Below are 19,203 nucleotides of genomic sequence, written 5' to 3' on the forward strand. Positions count from 1 at the left end.
CGTAGAACTGCCGCGTAAGACCGGCGCTTAACCTGCGGCCTGCCGTCACGCCGCCATGGGCACCTTTCTCTGGGTGTTGGAGTTTTCCGGTGTGGGCATCGCCCTGGTGGGCCTGGGCCGCGAGCGCTGGCTCAAAGCCAGGCGTCAGTAACGTCGAAGCATGGCCGGATCCAGTAACCGCGCACGCCGCCGGGGCGGTGAGCCCATCGATTCCCGCCTTGGGCAGGGCTTCGATCGCTTCCTAGATGCGGGACGGCAGCTGGTGAATGGGGTGGCCGGCGCTCGCCCGGGCTCACGTCCCTCCGGGTCCGCCGGCCCGGGCCGCGGCGGCGGGCGAGCGGGCCTGGGCGCCTGGGTGGAAGACCGGCTCGATTGGCTCCTGGAAGACGAGGACGACTGGCGCGAGCCCTGGCAGGAGGCCTCCCGCACGGCCCCAAATCGGGAGGCCCCCTACGGCGACCGGTGGGGCCGCGAATCAGCCAGTCGTCCCACAGCTGGCCGTCCAACAGCCGATCGCTACGCCCCCTCCCCCCGTGCAACCGCGCCCCGTGGCGACCTGGGGAGGCGAACCTCCGGAACCGAGCCCCCGCCGCCAGCCCCTGGAGGCGATCTCCCGCCGCTCCACCCCCTGCTGCCACCGGTGTCGGCACCCCCAGGCGCCGATGACTGGCCCGACCTCGAGGAGTTCAGCGTGCCCCGCTGGCGGCGGCCGGCCCGGCCCGCTGTGCCCGAGGCGGAGCGGCCCGAGCTCCGAGCGGGGGAACCGGAGGGCACGGCAGGGCGCCCGCTCCCCCGCTCCACCCGTCGCCGGAGCTGAGACCCGGTTCGAGCGCCCAGGTGTTCCAGACCACCGGCGCGAACGATGACCGTCTCAGGACTGCCTAGGTTGAGGCCTTCCTGAACCCTGGCGATGAGCAATCTGGTGGTGGTCGGCTTCCCCAAGGTGGCGGAGGCGGAAGAGGTGCGGCGCGAGCTGGTGGACATCCAGCAGGAGCACCTGATCTCCCTGGAGGATGCGGTGGTGGTGGAACATGACGCCGAGGGCGGCGTGCACCTGCGGCAGTCCATCAACCTCACGACCGCCGGCGCGGTCAGCGGCGGCTTCTGGGGCTCTTTGATCGGTCTGCTGTTCCTCAACCCCCTGCTGGGGGCGGCGGTGGGCGCGGGCATGGGGGCGGCCTCCGGGGCGCTCACCGACCTGGGCATCAACGACGGCTTCCTCAAGGAGGTGGGCGAGAGCCTGCCCCGGGGCAGTGCCGCCCTCTGTCTGCTGGTGCGAGAGTCCACCCCGGATCGGGTGGTGGAGCGCCTGCGGCGCCACGCGCCCCACGCCAAGCTGCTGCGCACCAGCCTCAGCCACACCGATGAAAATCGTCTGCGGGAGCTGCTGGAGACGGCGAGCAAGCAGGCCGAGGCCCTCCGCCTGACCTGAGTGGGCCGTTGGCTGGAGGGAGGCGAGTTCAGAAGCTCGACCAGATGTGGTGCCCATCGAGGAGCAAGAGCTCAGGCCATTTCCGCTGGCAGCCGGCACGGATTCGGCAAGCTCTCAGGAACGGCTGGCTGCGGCTGGAGCGTTGCTCGGCCCCAGCCAGCGCTCCAGGGCGGGGCTGAACACCTCCCTAATCACCGTCAGCTCCACGCCGCCCCGGAAGAAGCGGTAGTGACGACTCCAGAAAGGGCCCGGCTGGCCGAAGCGTCGCTCCAGCCAGGGGGCGTTCACCCGGGCCAGGCCGTCCACCTCCCGGAACAGCTCGGCCCGATCGGCGGTGAGGCTGCGCCAGATGGGCAGCTGGCGGTCCTGGAGATGGCGCTCGGCTGCCGCCTGGTTCCACCAGCTCTCAGCCCAGGCGAGGGTGGACTCGCCGCAGTTGAGCCACACCTGGCGGCGGATCAGGGGCGGCTCCAACTCCGCCACCTCCGCCGGCCGCTCGCTGGAGCTGGCCGTCTCGGCGTCGGAATTTGTGGCCGGATCGGGGGCCATGGCGATCAGTTCCACCTCCACCGGCGCGCCGGTGAGCAGCTGCAGGTGGCGGGTGGGGCTGCCGTCCCCCAGGAGCAGGAGCTTCCAGGGGCCACTGAGGTTTTCGCCGGCCTCGGCGGCCGTGACGGCGCTCTGGCAGGGGGCCTCCCAGAGCGCCGTCAGCGCCAGAAATCCCTCCGATCGGGTCAAAAGCCGCTGCTGATGCTGACCATCCGTTGGGTGGAGCCCTTCTCGATCACGGCCGAATCGCCTGAGGCCGAACGCAGCCGCCAGCCGCTGGAGCCGATCATCTCGCCCACCCCAACGCTGGTGGAACTGCTGCCCATCTGGAAGATGGCTGAGCCTGATCGGCCCGGCACCTGCACCACCCCGACCAGCTCGGGACCACTGCTGCCACCGCCACCTTCGTAATCGCTGCGGGAGTTCGAGCCGCCGGACGAGCCGGCGTTGACCGGAGGAGGAGGGCCGGGGTTGGTGAGGCTGCGGCTGAACGGCACCCTCAGCACATTGGAGGAGCGGGGAACCGGCGCAGAACCGCCGCCGCCTCCACCGCTGTTACCGCCGCCCTGGAGCGGTTCCAGCTGCTGCATCCAGGTCTCTTCAGGCGGTGGCGGCGGCAGGGTGGAGACACCCGTGGCCCCCAGGGTCAGGGTCTTGTCCTTGCCAGGTGGATCGAGCAGAGGTGCGGCCGGGGCCGAGGCGACCGCGTTGCCGAAACCGATGCTGCGCAGGCGCTCCAGCAGCTGCAGGTTGCGCTCCTGGCGCAGGTCGAGGCGGGCCTGGTTCCAACCGCGCCATAGAAGCACCGAGGAGCCAGCGGTGAACAGAGCCAGCAGTCCCAGCACCGCCGCCAGCAGCTGGACATCCAGGCTCAGGCTGGGCAGCTGCGGCTTCCAGCGGCTCACATCCCGGGCCCATTCGGGTGTGGGCCAATCAATCGGGAACAGGCGGGCGCCGCCGAAGAAGCGGGAGCCGAAGTGGCGCTCTTCGCGCACCTCCACCTCAATGGCGGGTTCGCCGGGGCTGGCCACTCCCGCCCCCGCGGCCCCCACTCCTGCAGGCACCCTTGGCGAGACCGTGGCGGGGCGGGGTGCCACCGGGGGGCGTTCGGCCGCCGGTGCCTGGGCCGCAAAGGCGCCCTGGAACACCCGGTCCATGACCTGCTCGGCCCGCAATTCCCAGAAGGTTCTCGAGGTGCTGCTTCGCGGAGCCATCGGCTTGCCCTCAGCGCGTCGGTGGGAGCACGGTACCTGCGACGAGCGCTTGTGACGAGGGTGCCGGTGTCCGCTGCCGTTTCTGCAGCTCCAGCCAGAGCATCAAGGCGGTCACATCGGCGGGGCTGACGCCGGGGATGCGGGCGGCCTGGCCAAGGGTGAGCGGCGCCACGGCATCCAGGCGCTCACGGGCCTCCCTGGAGAGGGTGGCGATGGCGCCGTAGGCGGTGCCGGCGGGGATCGGCCGGTGCTCCTGCTGTTTCACCCGTTCGATCTGCTGCACCTGGCGGGCCAGGTAGCCGCTGTATTTGATGTCGATCTCCACCGCCTCGCGCACGGCCAGGGGCAGAGCCGCCTCCATCAGGCCGTGGCGCACCAGATCAGCGCTGTGGAAGCCGGAGCGCCGCAGCAGCTCCGACAGCAGGATCGAGCCCTTGATCGGGGCGTCGGTTTCGGCGGCGATCGCCGCCGCCGCCGGATCGGACTCCTTGAGGCGCAAGGTGTCCAGCCGGCGGGCTTCGGATTCGATCGCCGCCTGTTTGCGCTCGAAAATCTCCCAGCGGCGGACATCGATCAGCCCCAGCTCCCGCCCCAGGGGGTGAGCCGCCGGTCGGCGTTGTCGCCCCGCAGCACCAGCCGGTACTCGCTGCGGCTGGTGAGCACGCGGTAGGGCTCCTTGAGGTCCTTGGTGACCAGGTCGTCGATCAAGGTACCGATGTAGCTGCCCTCGCGGGGGAAGTGCACGGGCTCCTGGCCCCGCAGGCGCCGGGCGGCGTTGAGGCCGGCCACCAGCCCCTGGGCGGCGGCCTCCTCGTAGCCGGTGGTGCCGTTGAGCTGGCCGGCGCTGAACAGCCCGGCCACCCGCTTGGTCTCCAGGCTGGGCCGCAGCTGGGTGGCCGGTAAATAGTCGTAATCGACGCTGTAGGCGGGCCGCAGCATCACGCACTGCTCCAGGCCCGGCAGGGTGCGCAGCAGCTCCAGCTGCAGGCGCTCGGGCAGGCCGGTGGAGAAGCCCTGGATGTAGAGCTCAGGGGTGTCGCGGCCCTCGGGCTCCAGGAAGATCTGGTGACTCTCCTTGTCGGCGAAGCGCACGATCTTGTCTTCGATCGAGGGGCAGTAGCGCGGGCCCTTGCTGTCGATGAAGCCGCCGTAGATCGGGGTGAGATGCAGGTTGTCGCGGATCAGCTGATGGGTGGCGGCCGTGGTGCGGGTGAGGTGACAGGCCATCTGCTCTCCGCTCACCCAGGCGGCCGGATCGAAGGAGAAGAAGCGATCGGCCGCGTCGCTGGGTTGCTCCTCCAGCTGGTCGAGGCGGACGCTGCGGCGGTCGACCCGGGCGGGGGTGCCGGTCTTGAGGCGATCGGTGCGGAAGCCCAGGGCGCCCAGGGCCTCGGTGAGCCCTTCGGCGGGCTGTTCCCCGGCCCGGCCGGCCGCCATCGAGCGATCCCCCACCCAGATGCGGCCCCCCAGGAAGGTGCCGGTGGTCAGCACCACGGCGCCGGCGGCGTAGACGCTACCGAAGTAGGTGCGCACGCCGGTGATGCGGGCGTCGCCGGCCTCGGGGTCGCCCTCCACCACCAGGTCGGTCACCATCGCCTCCCGCAGGGCCAGGTTCGGGGTGTGCTGCAGCAACTGCAGCATCTGGCGGGCGTACTGGCGCTTGTCGGTCTGGGCGCGCAGGGCCCACACAGCCGGGCCGCGGCTGGCGTTGAGCACGCGCTTCTGAAGGGCGGTGGCATCGGCGAGGCGGCCGATCACCCCACCGAGGGCATCCACCTCATGCACCAGCTGGCTCTTGGCCGGACCGCCCACGGCCGGGTTGCAGGGCTGCCAGGCGATGCGGTCGAGGTTGAGGCTGAACAGGGCGGTGCTGATTCCCAGGCGCGCCGCGGTGAGCGCCGCTTCACAGCCGGCATGGCCGCCACCGACCACGATCAGCTCGAAGGTTTCGCTGGGGGCCTGCGCGGATCTCATCCTGTGAATCTAGGGCGTACAGCCGTTGTGGAGCGCTGGGGGATAGGGGAGAAACTCAGCTCCAGAAAGGCTTTTCAGGGGCCGGACCTGGAGCCGGGGGCGTAGGGCCCGTCAGCTCAGCTTCTGCTTCGGCCTGGCCTTCGGTTTGGGGAACGGCAGTTCCCGGGCCGTGGCCACCAGCAGCTGCCGCAGCCGGGCGGGATCCTCGATTTCGTCCCGCACCCGGAAATAGGGCTTGGCCCCCGGGTAGGGGATGCTCCGCAGGCGCGCCGAGGATCTCCCGTCCTGCAGCCGTCGGCTTGACGAATAGATCGTTGTCACAGACCAAGGCCACCACGACAGGATCCGTGGCCATGGGGTAGGGACTGATCGTTGTTCAGCCTGGAGCACCACCCCTCGGCCGCTGGCCTCAGAGTTCGACTTCCACGTTGGTCTGGAGCGTGCAGTCACTTTTGGGGTAGCTCAGGCAGAGCAGGGCGTAGCCGGCGCGCATCTGATCGTCATCGAGGAAGTTCTGCTCCGACTGATCCACGCTGCCGGCCAGGATCTTTCCTACGCAGGTGCTGCAGCCCCCAGCCCGGCAGGAAAAGGGGAGGTTGAAGCCCTGTCGTTCCGCGGCGTCGAGGATGTAAGTGATGTCGTCGCAGGTGAAGGACCCACCGCCTTCGATCGAAATGGTGTAGTTCGCCATTGGGAGAACGATGGGCTGGATCCAGTCTCACAGGCTGAGCCAGCCCAGGCCACAGGAGTTCAGAGATGTGGCGTCTGGGCGCATAAAAACCCCTAGGCAGGGCCTGGGGGTTGCTGGATGTCTCGCCTGGGGATCAGGTTCAGAAGCAGAAGGGAAGGAACTGGGTGTGGCAAGCGGTGAAGCCGTCCACCAGGGGCCCCAGACCGATCTGGTGGGCAATACCGGCGCCGGTCAGACCTTCGGTGATGATCCCGATCACGATGCCGAGCATGGCGGCCCGACCGTTGAACAGTTCCGCACGCTTGAGCTGTTCAAGGTGGGTCGCCTGGGTGGCGAAATCCTGGGCAGAGTTGTTGCTAGAGGGAGTGGTGGTCATGGTTGATACGGGGTGGGATGAATGTTCAGACAGCAAGCGCTGGAGTCAGCGGGAGCTGGAGGGGAGATCAGTGGGACGGGAGACAACAAACGTGACCATGCCCGTGAGCAACAGCACAACCGTGATCAGGCCGGTGATGGCTGAGGTGTAATCGGTGGACATGGGGTTCAACCGAGACCGATCTGGGAGAGGATGCCTTGACCGGTGAGCAGCTCGGTGCCCAGGCCGATCACAAAGCCGAGCATGGCCAGACGGCCATTCCAGGTTTCGGCGAAGGCAACGAAACCGAAGCGGGGGTGGAATCAGCCATGGCTGCAACGAAGTGTTGCGAGAATTGTAACAGGTTGTAACGGCGCTGAGGACCGTCCCGCCCTCCGCAGTTCCGGGCCGGCGCCGAACCACCGCACCCCCGGGCCCGAGGGATCAAGCCCACCACAGGCCTGGCCTGCCTGGGCGCCGGATCAAAGCAGGTCTGCGGGGGAAGCGGGCCTGGGCGGTGATTCATGACACAACTTGGTGTAATCAGCTACAGACAGATGGGGCTTGATCGGGTCCGGCGCATGCTTATGGTTGAACTGCGGTGCGATGTTCCGCTGCTCAGCCCAACCCTTCCCAATGGCCCACGTCACCACCAGTCCAGCCCGAGACCAGGCCCTTCGGGACTCATTGCTCGTCCGTTACGCCGCCGCCGCCGCCGCCGGCAACATCGAGCTGAAACGGGCCCTCAATCAAGAAGCCGTCTATCTAGGCATTCAGCTCAACAACATCGTCGGTCTGACACCTGGCAGCCACTGAAGCCTGACCAGGCTCAAGGCACCGCTGCAACGCCGCCGGGGGATGGTGATCGATGCGTCCGTTGCTGTTGAAAACTCCGCTTAAACTCTGGCCCTGAACAGTCGTGTCCCCAGCAGGGACCACAGAGATGAGTGCTTCAGGGGTGGCGGGGTTACCGGAGCGAAGGCACACGCGCTTTCCCTTGCCCTCCAACCTGGCACCTGTGATCGCCGAGTTCCGCGGCCCCGCGGACGAGTTGCTCCCCGGCCGCCTCTGGGACATCAGCTCCGCCGGAGCCTGCCTTTATCTGTCCCGCACGGCGGTGGTGGACGAGAACAGCCTGGGTGTGTTGATGGTGCGACTGCCGAACAGCCTCGATGAGCTGTCCCTGCCGGTGCAGGTCTGCTGGGCCACGACGCCCTCGCCCACCACCACCTTGGTGGGCATGGTGTTCAGCGAGGGCCTGCTGGCCCCCGGCACCTTCCTGGATGAGTACATGAAAGGCTCCTGGGCCGAGCGGCTGGAGCATTTCCGCACCGCCCAGGTGACGCGCTTTTTTTCATAGGGTCAGGGGCGCCAGGGGCTCGATCTCCGGCCGCCGGCCCCCCACCTGGTTGGTGCGCAACACCAGGGCCGAGGCCCCATGCTCGAGGAACACCTTGATCACCGTGTCGGAGGCGAGCCGCGGCAGCATCGTCCGCCAGCTGCTCAATCCCCGGGCCAGGTTGGCCAGGGGCCGATCCTCCAGGCTGCTCCCCAGCAGGTAGGCGTTCTGGCGCCAGTCGGCGCGGGTGCGCCCCAGGGGATGCAGCTCCCGCCTCAGGGCGCGCTCCAGCCGCAGCAACTGCGCCAGCCGCTGGGCCGGCTCGGGGTTCTCGCGCTCCCACTCCCGGCGCAGGGTGGGATCCACGGCCTGGATCTGCTCCAGCAGCAGCCGGATGGCGCCGAACAGGGCCTGGTTGGAGTCCTGGGCGCAGTTGTTGGCTGGACCGACGAAGGTGGCGCCGGTGCCATCCCCCACCCGGTAGCGGGCGGTCATCGCCGCCAACTGGCACTCGAACAGGGCCAGGGGGAGCGCAGCTCGTCCCCCACCTGGTAGGGGGCGGTGAAAGGCGGGAAGCGGATCAGGATGTCGGCCACGGGGCGGGTGCCGAGCCAGCCCGCCTGTCGATCGCCCATGTAGCGCCACCAGCTGTGGGCGCCGGCGATCACGCCATCGCCGTTGTGGGCATACACCTGGTGGTAGTCGATCGCCAGGGACGGCTCGGCGGCGAGTGGTTCGAGCACCACCTCGGCGGTGCCGTAGGCGAAGTGGCCGAAGATGAGGCCCGAGGCCGCAGCCGCCTCCCGCCGCTGGCCGCCGATGCCGCCGTAGACGTGCAGCACCAGCAGGCGATCGCCGATCCGCCAGTCGGCGAGCAGGGCCTGGGGATTCGCCCGGCGGCCGCTCACCAGCACCGAGCTGAGGCTGCCGGCGGAGGTGTCGGCCCAGGCCTCACGTTTGAGGTAGCGCCAGGCGGCGCGCCGGCCGCTGATCACCCGCTCCGGCGCCAGGCGCAGCAGCGCCCGCGGCGCCATCGACTGCACCACCAGCCGGCCCTCGCCATCGCTCACCCCGGCGACATACCAGCCCTCGCGGTTCGGCGGCAGTTGGTTCAGGTCGGTGCTGGTGGAGGGCCGCAGGCCTTCGCTGTTGGCGATGGGCTCCGGCAAACGCAGCTCCAGGGCGGCGCCACTGAAGCTGCGCCGCAGGGGGTCGAAGGCCACGGCTTGCCAGAGGTCGCCGCCCAGGGGTTTCTGGAACTGCACCAGGGCCATCCCGCTGGTCTGGCGCGGCTCGGCGACGATCTGCAACTCTGGCACAGCGCCGGTCGTCTCGATCCGCACCGGCTCCGGCAGGGCCACGAACTGGTCGTCATAGGGACGCGCCCCGGCCAGGGATTCCAGCGGCGTCACCTGGCGCCAGCCCTCCAGACGCACCGGGTGCACCCCACCCTGGCGGAGGCTGTGGCGCGCCTCCTCGCTGAAGTGCACATCGAACACGATCGCGGCCAGGTGGGGGTCGTCCCAGTGCAGGCGCAGGGTGCGGCCCACCAGGTCCGCCGCCTCGGCCGGCGCTCGGAACACCTCGAAGTCCACGCTGCCGTCGCGCTGCTCAGGGGAAGGCAGGATCAGGCGGCCGAGCCAGCGGTCCAGGGGCCGGAAGGGGCCGGGGGTGGGCTCCAGCTGCCCGGTGTCACGGGCCCGATCGAGCTGGTGCCAGCGGTTGGCCCGGGCCAGGCCGTAGCTGCTGCCCTCCGGGAGCGCCAGGGGCGGCACCACCGGCCGCTCGCCCAGGATCGCGGCCACCAGATCCAAGGTCTGCTGAAGAGGGCTGCGGCCATCGGGGAGCAGCGCTTCGCCATCGAGGATGCCGCCGGGGAGCTCATGGCCCACGGGGCCCAGGGGGATCAGGCTCACCTTGCCCCGCCGCCTGGCCCGGTTCCAGTAGGAGAGCGCCACCAGGGGCCAGCGCCGGGGGAAGACGATCCGCCCGAAGCGCTCGACGCGATCGCGATCCCCCACCAGGTGGTAGAGGTGCTGGACCTGGAGAAAGGGGTTGCCGCCGGCGAACACGCCCCCCAGGGAGATCACCTCGATCGGGGCCTCCAGGGCGCGGCGCAGGTAGGGCAAGGCCCCCAGGGAAATCTGGCCGCCGCCGCTGAAGCCCAGCAGGGTGATCGGCAGGCCCGTGCCGAGGGGGTAGCCGTTGGCCACCAGGCTGTCGACGATCACCTGGGCAATGCCCTGGTTGTAGATCGGCCCGTAGCGCTCGTCGGCGGAGACCGCCACCACGGTGACGTTGCGCAGGTTGATGATCAGCCCCAGCAGGCTGCGGGGGTTCTTGAGGCGCAGGCGATCCACCCAACGCCAGAACACCGCCAGCCAGCCCATTTCGGTCAGCGGCACGTTGACCACCGAGTAGGGCATGATTCCGCGCACGATCGGCGTGTCATCCGGCAACCGCTGGGCGAGGCGGCGCAGGAAGTCTTCGCCTTCGGGCAGGGCCTCGGCGGAGGCCTGGCCGATGCCATCGAGGTAGACGACCATGCGCGCCAGGGGCTGTTCGCCGCGCCGCGGTGTGGCCAGCACCCCCGTCGCCGGGTGGCCCTCCACACCTCCGCCATACCAGCCCGCCCACCAGCCCAGGGCTTCGAGCGGAGCGAGCAAGGCGGCGATCAGGAACAGCAGCGCCCCGATCGTGACCAGCTCGATCGCGACGCCGAACGTGCGATGCAGCAGCGCATAGAGCGGTGCCAGGGCCAGGCCGGCGCCCGGCAGCAGCACCAGGGCCAGGGCGACCAGCAGCCACCAGCGGCGGGAGAAGGGGGCAGCTTCATCGCCGCCCCGAGCGCAGCAGGGCCTGCAATTGCGGCCGGTCGCTGACCACAGCCACACCGGCGGCCCGATCCAGAAGTTGCTGGCCCAGGGCGATCACGGGCTGACCGGCGGTGCGTTCCAGCAGCTGGCTCAGCAACCAGCCGCCGATCAGACAGGCGAAGGCGCTCCAGGACCCCAGACCCGTGACCGCGTGCAGACCGACCACGAAGGCGATCGCGGTCCAGAGCGAGAGCAGCGACAGCAGCGGCACCCCCAGGTAGGGCAGCACCCCCAGGAAGCTCAGCAGCTGGGGGGCGTAGGCCAGGGCGAGGGCGCGCACCACCAGGGCCAGGGGCACGGGGTTGCGGAACACCAGCTGCGCCACCAACGCCGTGCTCAAGGCCCAGACCAGGAACCCGAAGGCGAACAGCAGCGTCTGCACCAGCAGCGTGAGCAGGAAACGCAGGGGCGTGACCCGGTTGATGAACAGGATGAAGCCCTGGGCGATCTCCCGGCTCAGCCCCGCCGCCAGCACCAGCGGCAGCCCCAGCCCCGGCAGCTCCCGCATGGCGCGGAAGCTGGCCGGATCGAGGGCCAGGGCCCCGGGGATCACCTCGCTGAAGCCCACCAGAGCTGGATCCGGGGATGCAGTCGTTGTACTCCCCCGGCGCCAGACTGGCTGTTCCTTTCCCCCTGCCCCCGTGCATAGCGCCGTTCAGGAGTACTACGGCAGCACCCTGGCGGGCACGGCTGACCTGCGCACGGATGCCTGCTGCGACGCCAGCGCCCTGCCCGAGTCGCTGAAGCCCCTGTTGGCAGGCCTCCACCCCGAAGTGCTGGAGCGCTACTACGGCTGCGGCCTGGTGGCGCCGCCGGTGCTGGAAGGCACGCGGCTGCTGGATCTGGGCTGCGGCAGCGGCCGGGATGTGTACCTGCTCGCCCAGCTGGTGGGAGCCACGGGCGAGGTGATCGGCGTCGACATGACCCCCGAGCAGCTGGCGGTGGCCGAAGCCCACCGCGCCTTCCAGGCCGAGGCCTTCGGCTACGCCAACGTGCGCTTCCTTTCGGGCCTGATCGAGCAGCTCGAGGCCTTGCCCCTGGAGCCCGCCAGCTTCGATGTGGTGGTCTCCAACTGCGTGGTCAACCTCAGCACCGACAAGCTGGCCGTGCTGCGGGGTGTGCGGCGGTTGCTGAAACCCGGGGGTGAGCTGTACTTCGCTGATGTCTACGCCGACCGGCGGGTGCCGATCGAGCTGCAGGGCGATCCGGTGCTCTACGGCGAATGCCTGAGTGGGGCGCTCTATGGCCCCGATTTCGTGCGGCTGGCGCGCCAGGCGGGTTTCGCCGATCCGCGTCTGGTGGAGCAGCGGCCCCTGGCCGTCACCGATCCGGAGCTGGCGGTGAAGCTGGGGGAGCTGCGCTTCCGCTCGGCCACCTACCGGCTGTTCGCGCTCGATGATCTGGAGGAAACCCGAGAGGATTACGGCCAGACGGCGACCTATCTCGGCACGGTGACCGACCGTCCCGAGACGTTCAGCTTCGATCAGGAGCTGGGCTTTGCGCGCGGGGTGGCCCAGCCGGTGGATGGCAACACGGCGCGGATGCTCAGCGAGAGCCGCCTTGCCCCCCACTTCGAGCTGCACGGCGATCGCTCCCGCCACCGGGGCCAATTTCTGGCCGCAGCCGCGGCGGCTGAAGCGGATCCTGCTCCCGCGCCAGCCTGTTGTGGCTGAAGCCGCCGGGCCCTATGCCCTCTGGCTGCTGCCGGCGCCGGAGCAGGCCCAAGTTCTGCAGGCGTTGATCGAGCGCCTGGCCGAGCGTTACGAGGCGCCGGCCTTTGCCCCCCATGTGACCCTCTGTGCTGGCGATCGGTCGGGGGCTTTGGAGCCTTGGCTGGAGGCCACGGCCACGCTGGCCAGCCGCCTGGCGCCCCTGGAGCTGGCCACGGCGGGACCCGCCTGGTGCGATGACTTTTTCACGTTCTTTTATCTGCTGCTGCCGGATCCAGCCGCCGCCGAGCTGCTGGAGCGTGCTCGCTTGGCTTTCCCAGGCAGCGACGGGCCGCCGCTGGGGCCCCACCTGAGCCTGCTCTACGCCGAGCCGGAGCAAGGGCAACCCGGCGCTGCGATCGACCGGGCGGCCCTGGCCCGGGAGCTGGCGCCGGAGCTGCCGGCGCGCCTCAGCTTCGATTCCCTGGCGCTGGTGCGGCCGGGGCCCGGCGGTTGGCGCCATGGCTGGCCCTGGCGGGTTGAGGGTCGTTTCAGGTTGGGAGCGGCGTAGGCGGCCCCTGCCGATAACTTGCTTCTTTGCCCGTGCTCGCCATGGCTGGGATGGTGGCCGCCGCGGAGGAGGGCCGGCTTGAGGCCCTGACGAAGGAATTCGAGCGGGAGGCCAGCTTCAACCAGGTGTTCGTCGTGCTCACGGTGGGCGCCAGCCTGATCGCCACCCTGGGTCTGCTGGCCAACAGCCCGGGTGTGGTGATCGGCGCCATGGTGGTGGCCCCGTGGATCATGCCCCTGCAGGCGATGGCCTTCGAGATCCTGCGGGGGCGGGTGGGGATGCTGCTGCGGGCGTTCCGCACCCTGATGCTCGGGGTGGTGATCTGTGTGGCGCTTTCGATGGGGTTGGGAGCCCTGGTGGCGTTCCCCAGCTTCGGAACGGAGGTGATCAACCGAACGAGCCCGAACCTGCTCGATCTGGGCGTGGCCCTGGCGGCCGGAGCGGTGGCGATGTACGCCAAGTTGCGTAAGGAGGCGATCTCCGCCCTGGCCGGCCTGGCGATCGCCGTGGCGCTGGTGCCGCCGATGTGCGTGGTGGGGCTCTTGCTTTCAGCCGGCCAGAGGACCGAGGCCTACGGAGCGCTGTTGCTGTTCGCCACCAACCTGCTTGGGATCATGGTGGGCGCCATGGCGGCGCTGGCCACCCTCGAGCGCGTCTACCGGGCCAGGCTGTTCCACAGCCGGCTCGGCCTGATCAGCGTGGGCCTCACCGCCTTGCTCGTGATTCCCCTGGGCAGCAGCTTTTTCGGCTGGTGGGCAGCTACCGCCAGCAGGCGGCGGCGCAGCGGGTGGAGGCCCTGATCGAGCAGCGGCTGCGGAGCAGCACGATCACCCTGGGCAGTGACCCGGCCATCGATCTGGTGGGGATCAGCATCGACTGGCAGAAGAATCCACCCCAGATCGACGCCCGGGTCCGCGTCACCGACCCCGATCTGCCCACCCCCAAGCAGGTGGCGGCGGTGCAGGAGTTCATCAATCAGCAACAGGCCCCGATGCGCTTCCGGCTGCTGGTGCAGCGCACCGCGGTGGATCTGATCGGACCGGAAACCCCACCCAATCCAGCCGCCATGGGGGGCCAGCTCTCCTGGGGCTGCCGCTGCCGGGAGCCGTTCCACAGGACGTCGACTAGCTCTCCGTTGTCATGGCCGTTGCCGTGCCCGTTGCCGATGGCTCCACGGCCGGTGCCGTTGGCAGCTCGGGTGCGGCGGCAGCGGCAGGCCGAGCAGATCGGCGACCACGTTGTGCCCGGCGAAGCGGCCCCTTGGCCCAAGCCACCGCGATCGCTGATGACATCGCCCAACCCAGCAGGACCAAGGGGACCAGGCAGAGGGTGGGCATTTGGCGGGTCAAGGTTTGTTGTGCCTTGTCTTGCCATCACACCAACCACAGGCCAGAGAGCCCACGGGCGTGCTCAACCTGGTCGTTCTCCAGGCGACATGGCTCAGGGCAGGGTGAAGCCTGATTGCAGGTTCCTGAGGTCGAGCATCACCCAGGTGACCCAGATCACGAGCGCCACCAGGCCGGAGATCGCCGCCACTTTTGCGCTGGCTCTCAGAACCACCTCCAGAAGGCTGATTTCTTTCATGGGCCGATCCAGCGGGCCCTCCATCTTGCTACCGCCGGGTTCGCCGGGGCTCAAAGCTTGCCGTTGAACGCCTGGTTCAGCTGGGATGGTTTCCATGGCGCCAGGGATCTGTCGTGGGTTGAACGGATTGAGACAACTTGTACCCCCCGCAGCGCAAAACTCCCACTCCCGTTCAGCGATCAGCTTGGGCACTGGCTTTCGCCAGCGACTCCCGCAGGGCGGCGAGCTGGGGGCCCAACGCCTCCGCCTGGGCGGGGTAGCGGTGGTACTGGAACACGATGCGTCGTTTGGCCCCGCTCTGGCGCACCAGTTCGATCCATTCCGAGCCGCCATCGTCGCAATCGGGGCAGCCGATCACGACCTGGGGCTTCGTGAGTTGAAGGCTGTCCGCCAGGCGAACGAGCGTCCGCCAGGTCTGCGGGGGAAGGCTGGTGAGCTGGATTTTCGGCGCCAGCGTTGTGCCGTTCGGAGTGCGCCAGGCCCGGCGCTCATAGCGCCCGCGGGTTCCCAGCAGCTCCAGTTCCTCCTCGCAGTAGCCCACGCAATGGCCGAAGCTGCTGCCGCTGCGGAGGACGACCAGGGGATCACGGGGCGCCGCGATTCCCGCAGGCAGCGCCGCCAGCCCCAGGCAGGCGATCCACAGGGGGATGGTGGTTGTCATGCGGCTCCAGAATTGACCATCAGCGGGCTGGCCCGTGCCTCAACCGATCCGGTTCAGCCACAGGCCGATCGCCACCCCGGCCAGGGCGGCACAACCGGCGATCGACACCGTGGTCAGCACCGTGGGCAGCACCGCGCGCTCGCCGATCCGGGCACGGCCGTAGCCCAGCAGCACCAGTAGTACCAGGGTCATCAGCAGCGACACCGGCCGGGCCTGCTCCAGCGGCAACAGGGCGAAGGCCATCACCGGCGTCAGCCCCGCGAACAGATCCGACACGAGCATCCACAGTGCATGGGCCCAGGGCTGCTGGCGACTGGAGGCAGAGGGCACCGCGGCGCGGCGCTCCAGTTCCGGCAGCGTCGCCGGCCGCTGCTGCAGGTCGCTCTCAATGGCCGCCAGGGTGGCCGGCTGCAGGCCCGTGCGGCCCAGGCGGCCCATCAGCGCGGCGATCTCGCCGGTGGGATCGGCCCCCACGGCCTTGAGGCGGCGGCGGCTGTCCACCCGCTCCTGGTCCTGCTCTGACTGCAGGTCGAGGAACACCCCCGCCATCATCGAGACGGCGGCGGCCACGGCTCCGGAGGCACCCGCGATCAGCACGCTCTTGCCGGAGCTGGCTGTGAGTGCCACCCCGGCCACCAGGCCGAAGATCGACACGGTGCCGTCCTCCATCCCGAAGACGACATCGCCGATCGAGGCCTCAAACGAGGATCTCAGTGAATGGAGCAGGTTCTGGCGTGGCATGGAGGGGGGATTCAGCCGGATCGCCTGTGAGACGCGAGAGGAAGGCGAGATCTGCGTACAAGTCTGCCTCGGCAAGTGAGGCGCAGACCGTGTACAGCTTGCGATTCATTCACGCGTCGGACGTTGCCACCCATCGGCAGTCATTGCTGTCCATCAGGGTCCCTTCTCGATGACGGGCCCAACCACCGCGCCGCTGAAACTGTCATTCCTGAAGGGCGGCTTCGATCGTGGCGATGTCGATCTTCGTCATCTCCATCATCGCCGCAAAGGCACGCTTTGCGGCCTTGGGTTCGGGATGCGCCAGGGCTGCTGTGAGCACCCGCGGGGTGATCTGCCACGACACTCCCCAGCGGTCTTTGCACCAGCCACAGGAACTCTCCTGGCCTCCGTTCGCCGTGATGGCGTGCCAGAGACGATCCGTTTCTTCCTGGTCGTCGGTGGCGATCTGGAAGGAAAAGGCTTCGCTGGGGCGGAAGGCGGGGCCCCCATTGAGGCCCAGGCAGGGGATTTCGCAGACCGTGAACAACACCGTCAGCACATCGCCCTGCTTCCCGGAGGGGTAATCACTCGGGGCATGAAATATGGCACCCAGCTCGCTATCCGGGAACGTTGAGGTGTAGAACGTGGCCGCCTCGAGCGCTGCGCCGTCGTACCACAGGCAGATCGTGTTTTTTGCCACCATCGTGTTTCTGCGGTGCACTGGAAAGACGTAGGTAAGGGTAAGGCGATGATGCGAGGTTGATCTGGGCTTGCTATGGGGCTGTTGGGAACTCCGTGGCGCTCAAGGGTTTTCGGTTCAGGCGGGTTGGGTGTTGCGGGTGGTGGAGTTCCATCGCTGCAAGTTATGTCGAATGCTCATGCTCCGCCGACGACGGCAATGTCTGGTGCGGGGCCTGCGAGCCAGAGGGCTGACGCGACCTCAGGGATGGGAGCCTGGCCTCCATCCGACCCAGCGCGCCGGCGAGCAGGTGCGACAGGAAGACGCCAGTCCGGCGCCTTGTCATCGCGGCCCAACGGCGCCGATCAGCTCTCAAGAAGAAGCCCTCTCGCCATGGGCAGAGAGCTCAGAGGGCACTTCTACGGATGAAGAGGCCCTCTTAGGCGGCGTTTTGATTGGCCCAGGTTGATCTCACCGGGATTCAAGAAGGCAGGTGCGAACTGCCTTAGCCAGGCGGCTCATGGGCGGCTACTTGGCGCCAGCGTTGTACTGGTAGTTGCCTTCGAACTGGTCGAGAACGACGGTGTTGGGTGGGTTGGAGTCGGCGGCGGCCGTCAGAACCATCTCCTTGTCCAGTTGGCGTGATCTGAACTGCCATCCCTTCGGCAAGGTCAGGCGCTGGCCCAGGGTTGGCAGGTTATCGATGGTGTTCTTGGGGTCCGCTTTCAGGGACAGGCTGAACATGGTGTAAACGGCGCCCTCGGGAGTGATCAGTTCATATACCGTTTCGCCCGCATTGAAGATCATGCGACTGTCACGTTTGGAGACCAACGGCTTGTAGGCCACGGGCGGTCCGGAAACGAACTTGTCGAAACTCGGGACTTCGAAGGTGCCGTCCACGTTCAAGGGGATCGTGCCGATCACTCTCTGCTTGCAGCCATCCCAGGACATCGCCGTTAGGCTATTCGCCACGAAACGCCGTGGGCCATTGAAGAAGATCCCGTCGCCCCCGAACGTCTTCTTCAAGGTCTCCGTATTCAGAGCTCGGAAGCGCGCGTCCATCTCGTCGTTGGGCGCTGGAAGGGCGTTGCTGAGAGAGTTGAAGTAGTTGCCGATCCCGCCACCGTTGGGCTGGCGGAACATGAACAGAATCTCGTAGAAGGCCTTGCCGCGCCAGTTCTCAGCCTTGATCGGGCAGGGATCCGTCAGTTTGACGATCGGTCCGGCTGCCGGTTTGGCTTGGGCTTGTGCCGTGGGGTGCCAGCCCACCGAAGCGACCAGCGCGGCAGCGGTGAAGAAGGTAGGCAAGACGTAAAGAATCAACTTCATGATCGAAACGTTCGATGGGTTGGTTGAGGGTGAATCGAGAGAGCGAATGGCCATGAGCGCTGATCAGAGACCGAGATTGATGAATCCGATCATTGCGCCTGCATCACCGCCGGCGGCTTCCAACTGCCTGTGCCGGGGGGCAGGATCGACGGTGGGGTGGCCTTCGGCCAGTACAGGCGCATCACCATGTAGATCGGGCCATCAGGCGCGGGCAGCCAGTTGGCTTCCTTACCTTTGCCAGGCGAATCCTTCTGGATGTAGAGGGTGAGCGACCCGTCGGCGTTCTTCTTCAGCTGGGGCAGCATCGGCGAGTTGATCAGGTAGCGGTTGATCGGGTTTTTGATCAGGAGCTGCGTCGTGCCGTTGTACATGGTCATCGACCAGAAGGCGTTGACAGGAGGGAGCTGATCCTTGGGGAAAGTCAGCTTGTATTTGTGCTTGGCTCCGTCGAGTCTCCGCCGCTGGCGAGCGTCTTGGTCAACGGATACATGGCTTCAACGGCATCGTTGCCGAAGATTCCGCCTTTGGCGCCAGCGGCTCGCTTCAGCCAGTCGCCGTTATAAAACTCTCGGTTGCCAAACAACGAGCCGACCTTCCAGCCATTGATGTTCTTCTGTCCGGCTTCCAGGTAGCTTTCGATCCTGGCGCCGCCTTCCTTAATCGCAAGCACGATGGCGGCCTGGCGCTCAGGCGGCAGATCCTTGATGCTGAACATCTTGCCCGGGCCGATGCCGATGCTGGCGAGCTTGGCGCGGATGGCTATTTCCTCAGGACCAGGCGGCGCAAACTGCAGCGCGAAGGCCAGGTAGTCGAAGAAGTTAGTCTTCACCAGCTCCTTGTCGATCTTCGGAAAATTGATCGGAGGTGCGGCTGGCGGGGGCGGCTGCTTGAGGTAAGCCGACAGCGGCTGTGTCCTGTAGCCCGCCTGCACTTTCTCAACGTTGGGCAGGTCCTTGGGGTCGAAAAGCTGGGTCCGGAAAATCGCCAGCGAGAAGTCGGTGCCCGAGCGGAACACCTGCTTGATGCCCGGCGGTTGTTCACCCTTCCAACGGGGGCCGACGATCAGGTAGTCGCCGGCTTCATGGCCAGTGGCGCGGCTGCCGATATAGCCGTAATTGAAGGTGTTGCCGTCAATCAATTGCACCGAGTAGTAACGCTTGTTCTCCACCAACGGGACTGACACCACTTGCGGCTCGGCGCGAAGGTCCATCCAGAGAAGCGAATAAGGCGTGTCACTGTTCGGCGTCGGGATCGCCGTATCCTGGTAGGTGAAGACGCGAGCCTCGTTGAAAATCTGGTTGAAGGGCGCCTTCCACTGGCCAGAATTCTTGTTCAAGATGTACTCGTTCATCACCGCATAATTCATCACGATTGGCAGACCGTAGATGAAACCCTCCTGTGCGATGGTCTTGACTTCCGCGATGCCGGGCACCGGCAGACCGGCGACCGCATCCATCTTCGCTGCTTGAGCAACGGGGACGGCGGGTTTGCCGTAGCCGGCGAGCGCCATCAGAGGGAGCGACCCGCATACAAAGCACGACACCAACGCCTGTCTTTGTTTGACCACCGTCATCACCATG

The 19,203-nt window shown here is 67.7% G+C and carries 22 protein-coding genes and 2 pseudogenes; 8 read left to right on the top strand and 16 right to left on the bottom strand.

What is annotated here, in order from left to right:
* Positions 1-160 precede the first annotated feature (160 nt).
* Both AAF143_RS07260 and AAF143_RS07265 read left to right on the top strand, forming a co-directional pair.
* A complete protein-coding gene (locus tag AAF143_RS07260; protein WP_414026700.1) occupies positions 161-817 on the top strand; it encodes a hypothetical protein in 657 nt (218 codons plus the stop codon).
* Positions 818-910: 93 nt separating this feature from the next.
* Positions 911-1,432, top strand: a complete 522-nt coding sequence (locus AAF143_RS07265) for a DUF1269 domain-containing protein (RefSeq protein WP_255007855.1) — start codon at positions 911-913, stop codon at positions 1,430-1,432.
* Positions 1,433-1,546: 114 nt separating this feature from the next.
* On the opposite strand, the gene AAF143_RS07270 is transcribed toward AAF143_RS07265, so the two are convergent.
* From AAF143_RS07270 to AAF143_RS07300, 7 genes and pseudogenes are all read right to left on the bottom strand, one after another.
* Positions 1,547-2,170, bottom strand: coding sequence for a chorismate lyase (locus AAF143_RS07270; protein WP_255007857.1), 624 nt, complete (start codon positions 2,168-2,170; stop codon positions 1,547-1,549).
* Complete coding sequence (locus tag AAF143_RS07275; protein WP_255007858.1) at positions 2,167-3,195, bottom strand: hypothetical protein; 1,029 nt, start codon at positions 3,193-3,195, stop codon at positions 2,167-2,169. The genes AAF143_RS07270 and AAF143_RS07275 overlap by 4 nt, the downstream gene beginning before the upstream one ends.
* A gap of 10 nt (positions 3,196-3,205) precedes the next feature.
* Positions 3,206-5,169, bottom strand: a pseudogene (gene mnmG, locus AAF143_RS07280) (tRNA uridine-5-carboxymethylaminomethyl(34) synthesis enzyme MnmG).
* Positions 5,170-5,280: 111 nt separating this feature from the next.
* Positions 5,281-5,490 carry a hypothetical protein gene (locus AAF143_RS07285; protein ID WP_414026701.1) on the bottom strand — a complete coding sequence of 70 codons (210 nt, stop codon included), beginning with the start codon at positions 5,488-5,490 and terminating at the stop codon, positions 5,281-5,283.
* An 88-nt stretch (positions 5,491-5,578) separates the two neighbouring features.
* Positions 5,579-5,860: a 2Fe-2S iron-sulfur cluster-binding protein gene (locus AAF143_RS07290; protein ID WP_255007864.1), complete on the bottom strand. Its 282-nt coding sequence runs from the start codon at positions 5,858-5,860 to the stop codon at positions 5,579-5,581.
* 139 nt (positions 5,861-5,999) lie between these two features.
* Positions 6,000-6,236 carry a chlorophyll a/b-binding protein gene (locus AAF143_RS07295; RefSeq protein ID WP_255007865.1) on the bottom strand — a complete coding sequence of 79 codons (237 nt, stop codon included), beginning with the start codon at positions 6,234-6,236 and terminating at the stop codon, positions 6,000-6,002.
* A 167-nt stretch (positions 6,237-6,403) separates the two neighbouring features.
* Positions 6,404-6,529: pseudogene (locus AAF143_RS07300) on the bottom strand (high light inducible protein); the annotation flags it as partial.
* 373 nt (positions 6,530-6,902) lie between these two features.
* Between AAF143_RS07300 and AAF143_RS07305 the strand changes: the two are divergent.
* Positions 6,903-7,031: a hypothetical protein gene (locus tag AAF143_RS07305; RefSeq protein WP_255007869.1), complete on the top strand. Its 129-nt coding sequence runs from the start codon at positions 6,903-6,905 to the stop codon at positions 7,029-7,031.
* A gap of 127 nt (positions 7,032-7,158) precedes the next feature.
* The gene (locus AAF143_RS07310) at positions 7,159-7,575 is read left to right on the top strand and encodes a PilZ domain-containing protein (protein WP_255007870.1); all 417 of its coding nucleotides are present in this window, start codon (positions 7,159-7,161) and stop codon (positions 7,573-7,575) included.
* On the opposite strand, the gene AAF143_RS07315 is transcribed toward AAF143_RS07310, so the two are convergent.
* Genes AAF143_RS07315 through AAF143_RS07325 form a run of 3 tightly spaced genes read right to left on the bottom strand, consistent with a single transcriptional unit; the run spans position 7,570 to position 10,998 of the window.
* Positions 7,570-8,049: a hypothetical protein gene (locus tag AAF143_RS07315; RefSeq protein ID WP_414026702.1), complete on the bottom strand. Its 480-nt coding sequence runs from the start codon at positions 8,047-8,049 to the stop codon at positions 7,570-7,572. The genes AAF143_RS07310 and AAF143_RS07315 overlap by 6 nt on opposite strands.
* The gene (locus tag AAF143_RS07320) at positions 8,046-10,448 is read right to left on the bottom strand and encodes a hypothetical protein (RefSeq protein ID WP_414026703.1); all 2,403 of its coding nucleotides are present in this window, start codon (positions 10,446-10,448) and stop codon (positions 8,046-8,048) included. Before AAF143_RS07320 ends, AAF143_RS07315 begins: the two co-directional genes overlap by 4 nt.
* Positions 10,387-10,998, bottom strand: a complete 612-nt coding sequence (locus tag AAF143_RS07325; protein ID WP_255007874.1) for a hypothetical protein — start codon at positions 10,996-10,998, stop codon at positions 10,387-10,389. The genes AAF143_RS07320 and AAF143_RS07325 overlap by 62 nt, the downstream gene beginning before the upstream one ends.
* Positions 10,999-11,071: 73 nt before the next feature.
* Between AAF143_RS07325 and AAF143_RS07330 the strand changes: the two genes are divergently transcribed.
* Genes AAF143_RS07330 through AAF143_RS07345 form a run of 4 tightly spaced genes read left to right on the top strand, consistent with a single transcriptional unit; the run spans position 11,072 to position 14,301 of the window.
* Positions 11,072-12,103, top strand: a complete 1,032-nt coding sequence (locus AAF143_RS07330) for a methyltransferase domain-containing protein (RefSeq protein ID WP_255007876.1) — start codon at positions 11,072-11,074, stop codon at positions 12,101-12,103.
* Positions 12,096-12,650 carry a 2'-5' RNA ligase family protein gene (locus tag AAF143_RS07335; protein WP_255007878.1) on the top strand — a complete coding sequence of 185 codons (555 nt, stop codon included), beginning with the start codon at positions 12,096-12,098 and terminating at the stop codon, positions 12,648-12,650. The genes AAF143_RS07330 and AAF143_RS07335 overlap by 8 nt, the downstream gene beginning before the upstream one ends.
* A gap of 50 nt (positions 12,651-12,700) precedes the next feature.
* Positions 12,701-13,450, top strand: a complete 750-nt coding sequence (locus AAF143_RS07340; RefSeq protein ID WP_414026704.1) for a DUF389 domain-containing protein — start codon at positions 12,701-12,703, stop codon at positions 13,448-13,450.
* Positions 13,402-14,301, top strand: a complete 900-nt coding sequence (locus AAF143_RS07345) for a hypothetical protein (RefSeq protein ID WP_414026705.1) — start codon at positions 13,402-13,404, stop codon at positions 14,299-14,301. Before AAF143_RS07340 ends, AAF143_RS07345 begins: the two co-directional genes overlap by 49 nt.
* 105 nt (positions 14,302-14,406) lie before the next feature.
* Here the strand turns inward: AAF143_RS07345 and AAF143_RS07350 are convergent, their stop codons facing one another.
* The 6 genes from AAF143_RS07350 to AAF143_RS07375 form a co-directional block, all read right to left on the bottom strand.
* Complete coding sequence (locus tag AAF143_RS07350; protein WP_255007883.1) at positions 14,407-14,895, bottom strand: hypothetical protein; 489 nt, start codon at positions 14,893-14,895, stop codon at positions 14,407-14,409.
* Positions 14,896-14,934: 39 nt separating this feature from the next.
* Positions 14,935-15,636: a VIT1/CCC1 transporter family protein gene (locus AAF143_RS07355; RefSeq protein ID WP_255007884.1), complete on the bottom strand. Its 702-nt coding sequence runs from the start codon at positions 15,634-15,636 to the stop codon at positions 14,935-14,937.
* 202 nt (positions 15,637-15,838) lie between these two features.
* Positions 15,839-16,318, bottom strand: a complete 480-nt coding sequence (locus AAF143_RS07360; protein WP_255007886.1) for a VOC family protein — start codon at positions 16,316-16,318, stop codon at positions 15,839-15,841.
* 504 nt (positions 16,319-16,822) lie between these two features.
* Entirely contained in the window at positions 16,823-17,623 is an 801-nt protein-coding gene (locus tag AAF143_RS07365; protein WP_255007887.1) for a hypothetical protein, read from the bottom strand.
* Positions 17,624-17,712: 89 nt separating this feature from the next.
* The gene (locus AAF143_RS07370; protein ID WP_414026906.1) at positions 17,713-18,048 is read right to left on the bottom strand and encodes a DUF1214 domain-containing protein; all 336 of its coding nucleotides are present in this window, start codon (positions 18,046-18,048) and stop codon (positions 17,713-17,715) included.
* Complete coding sequence (locus AAF143_RS07375; RefSeq protein ID WP_414026706.1) at positions 18,045-19,196, bottom strand: DUF1254 domain-containing protein; 1,152 nt, start codon at positions 19,194-19,196, stop codon at positions 18,045-18,047. Before AAF143_RS07375 ends, AAF143_RS07370 begins: the two co-directional genes overlap by 4 nt.
* Between the last annotated feature and the right edge of the window lie 7 nt (positions 19,197-19,203).

The sequence above is a fragment of the Cyanobium sp. ATX-6F1 genome, assembly GCF_047395825.1.
In the GTDB taxonomy this organism is placed as follows: Bacteria; Cyanobacteriota; Cyanobacteriia; order PCC-6307; family Cyanobiaceae; genus ATX-6F1.

What these genes read in the sequence shown, in the direction of transcription:
- AAF143_RS07260 (WP_414026700.1), top strand. Translation starts at nt 161, where the DNA reads ATGGCCGGATCCAGTAACCGCGCACGCCGCCGGGGCGGTGAGCCCATC.
- AAF143_RS07265 (WP_255007855.1), top strand. Translation starts at nt 911, where the DNA reads ATGAGCAATCTGGTGGTGGTCGGCTTCCCCAAGGTGGCGGAGGCGGAA.
- AAF143_RS07275 (WP_255007858.1), bottom strand. Translation starts at nt 3,195, where the DNA reads ATGGCTCCGCGAAGCAGCACCTCGAGAACCTTCTGGGAATTGCGGGCC.
- AAF143_RS07290 (WP_255007864.1), bottom strand. Translation starts at nt 5,860, where the DNA reads ATGGCGAACTACACCATTTCGATCGAAGGCGGTGGGTCCTTCACCTGC.
- AAF143_RS07295 (WP_255007865.1), bottom strand. Translation starts at nt 6,236, where the DNA reads ATGACCACCACTCCCTCTAGCAACAACTCTGCCCAGGATTTCGCCACC.
- AAF143_RS07310 (WP_255007870.1), top strand. Translation starts at nt 7,159, where the DNA reads ATGAGTGCTTCAGGGGTGGCGGGGTTACCGGAGCGAAGGCACACGCGC.
- AAF143_RS07315 (WP_414026702.1), bottom strand. Translation starts at nt 8,049, where the DNA reads ATGACCGCCCGCTACCGGGTGGGGGATGGCACCGGCGCCACCTTCGTC.
- AAF143_RS07340 (WP_414026704.1), top strand. Translation starts at nt 12,701, where the DNA reads ATGGTGGCCGCCGCGGAGGAGGGCCGGCTTGAGGCCCTGACGAAGGAA.
- AAF143_RS07350 (WP_255007883.1), bottom strand. Translation starts at nt 14,895, where the DNA reads ATGACAACCACCATCCCCCTGTGGATCGCCTGCCTGGGGCTGGCGGCG.
- AAF143_RS07355 (WP_255007884.1), bottom strand. Translation starts at nt 15,636, where the DNA reads ATGCCACGCCAGAACCTGCTCCATTCACTGAGATCCTCGTTTGAGGCC.
- AAF143_RS07360 (WP_255007886.1), bottom strand. Translation starts at nt 16,318, where the DNA reads ATGGTGGCAAAAAACACGATCTGCCTGTGGTACGACGGCGCAGCGCTC.
- AAF143_RS07365 (WP_255007887.1), bottom strand. Translation starts at nt 17,623, where the DNA reads ATGAAGTTGATTCTTTACGTCTTGCCTACCTTCTTCACCGCTGCCGCG.
- AAF143_RS07375 (WP_414026706.1), bottom strand. Translation starts at nt 19,196, where the DNA reads ATGACGGTGGTCAAACAAAGACAGGCGTTGGTGTCGTGCTTTGTATGC.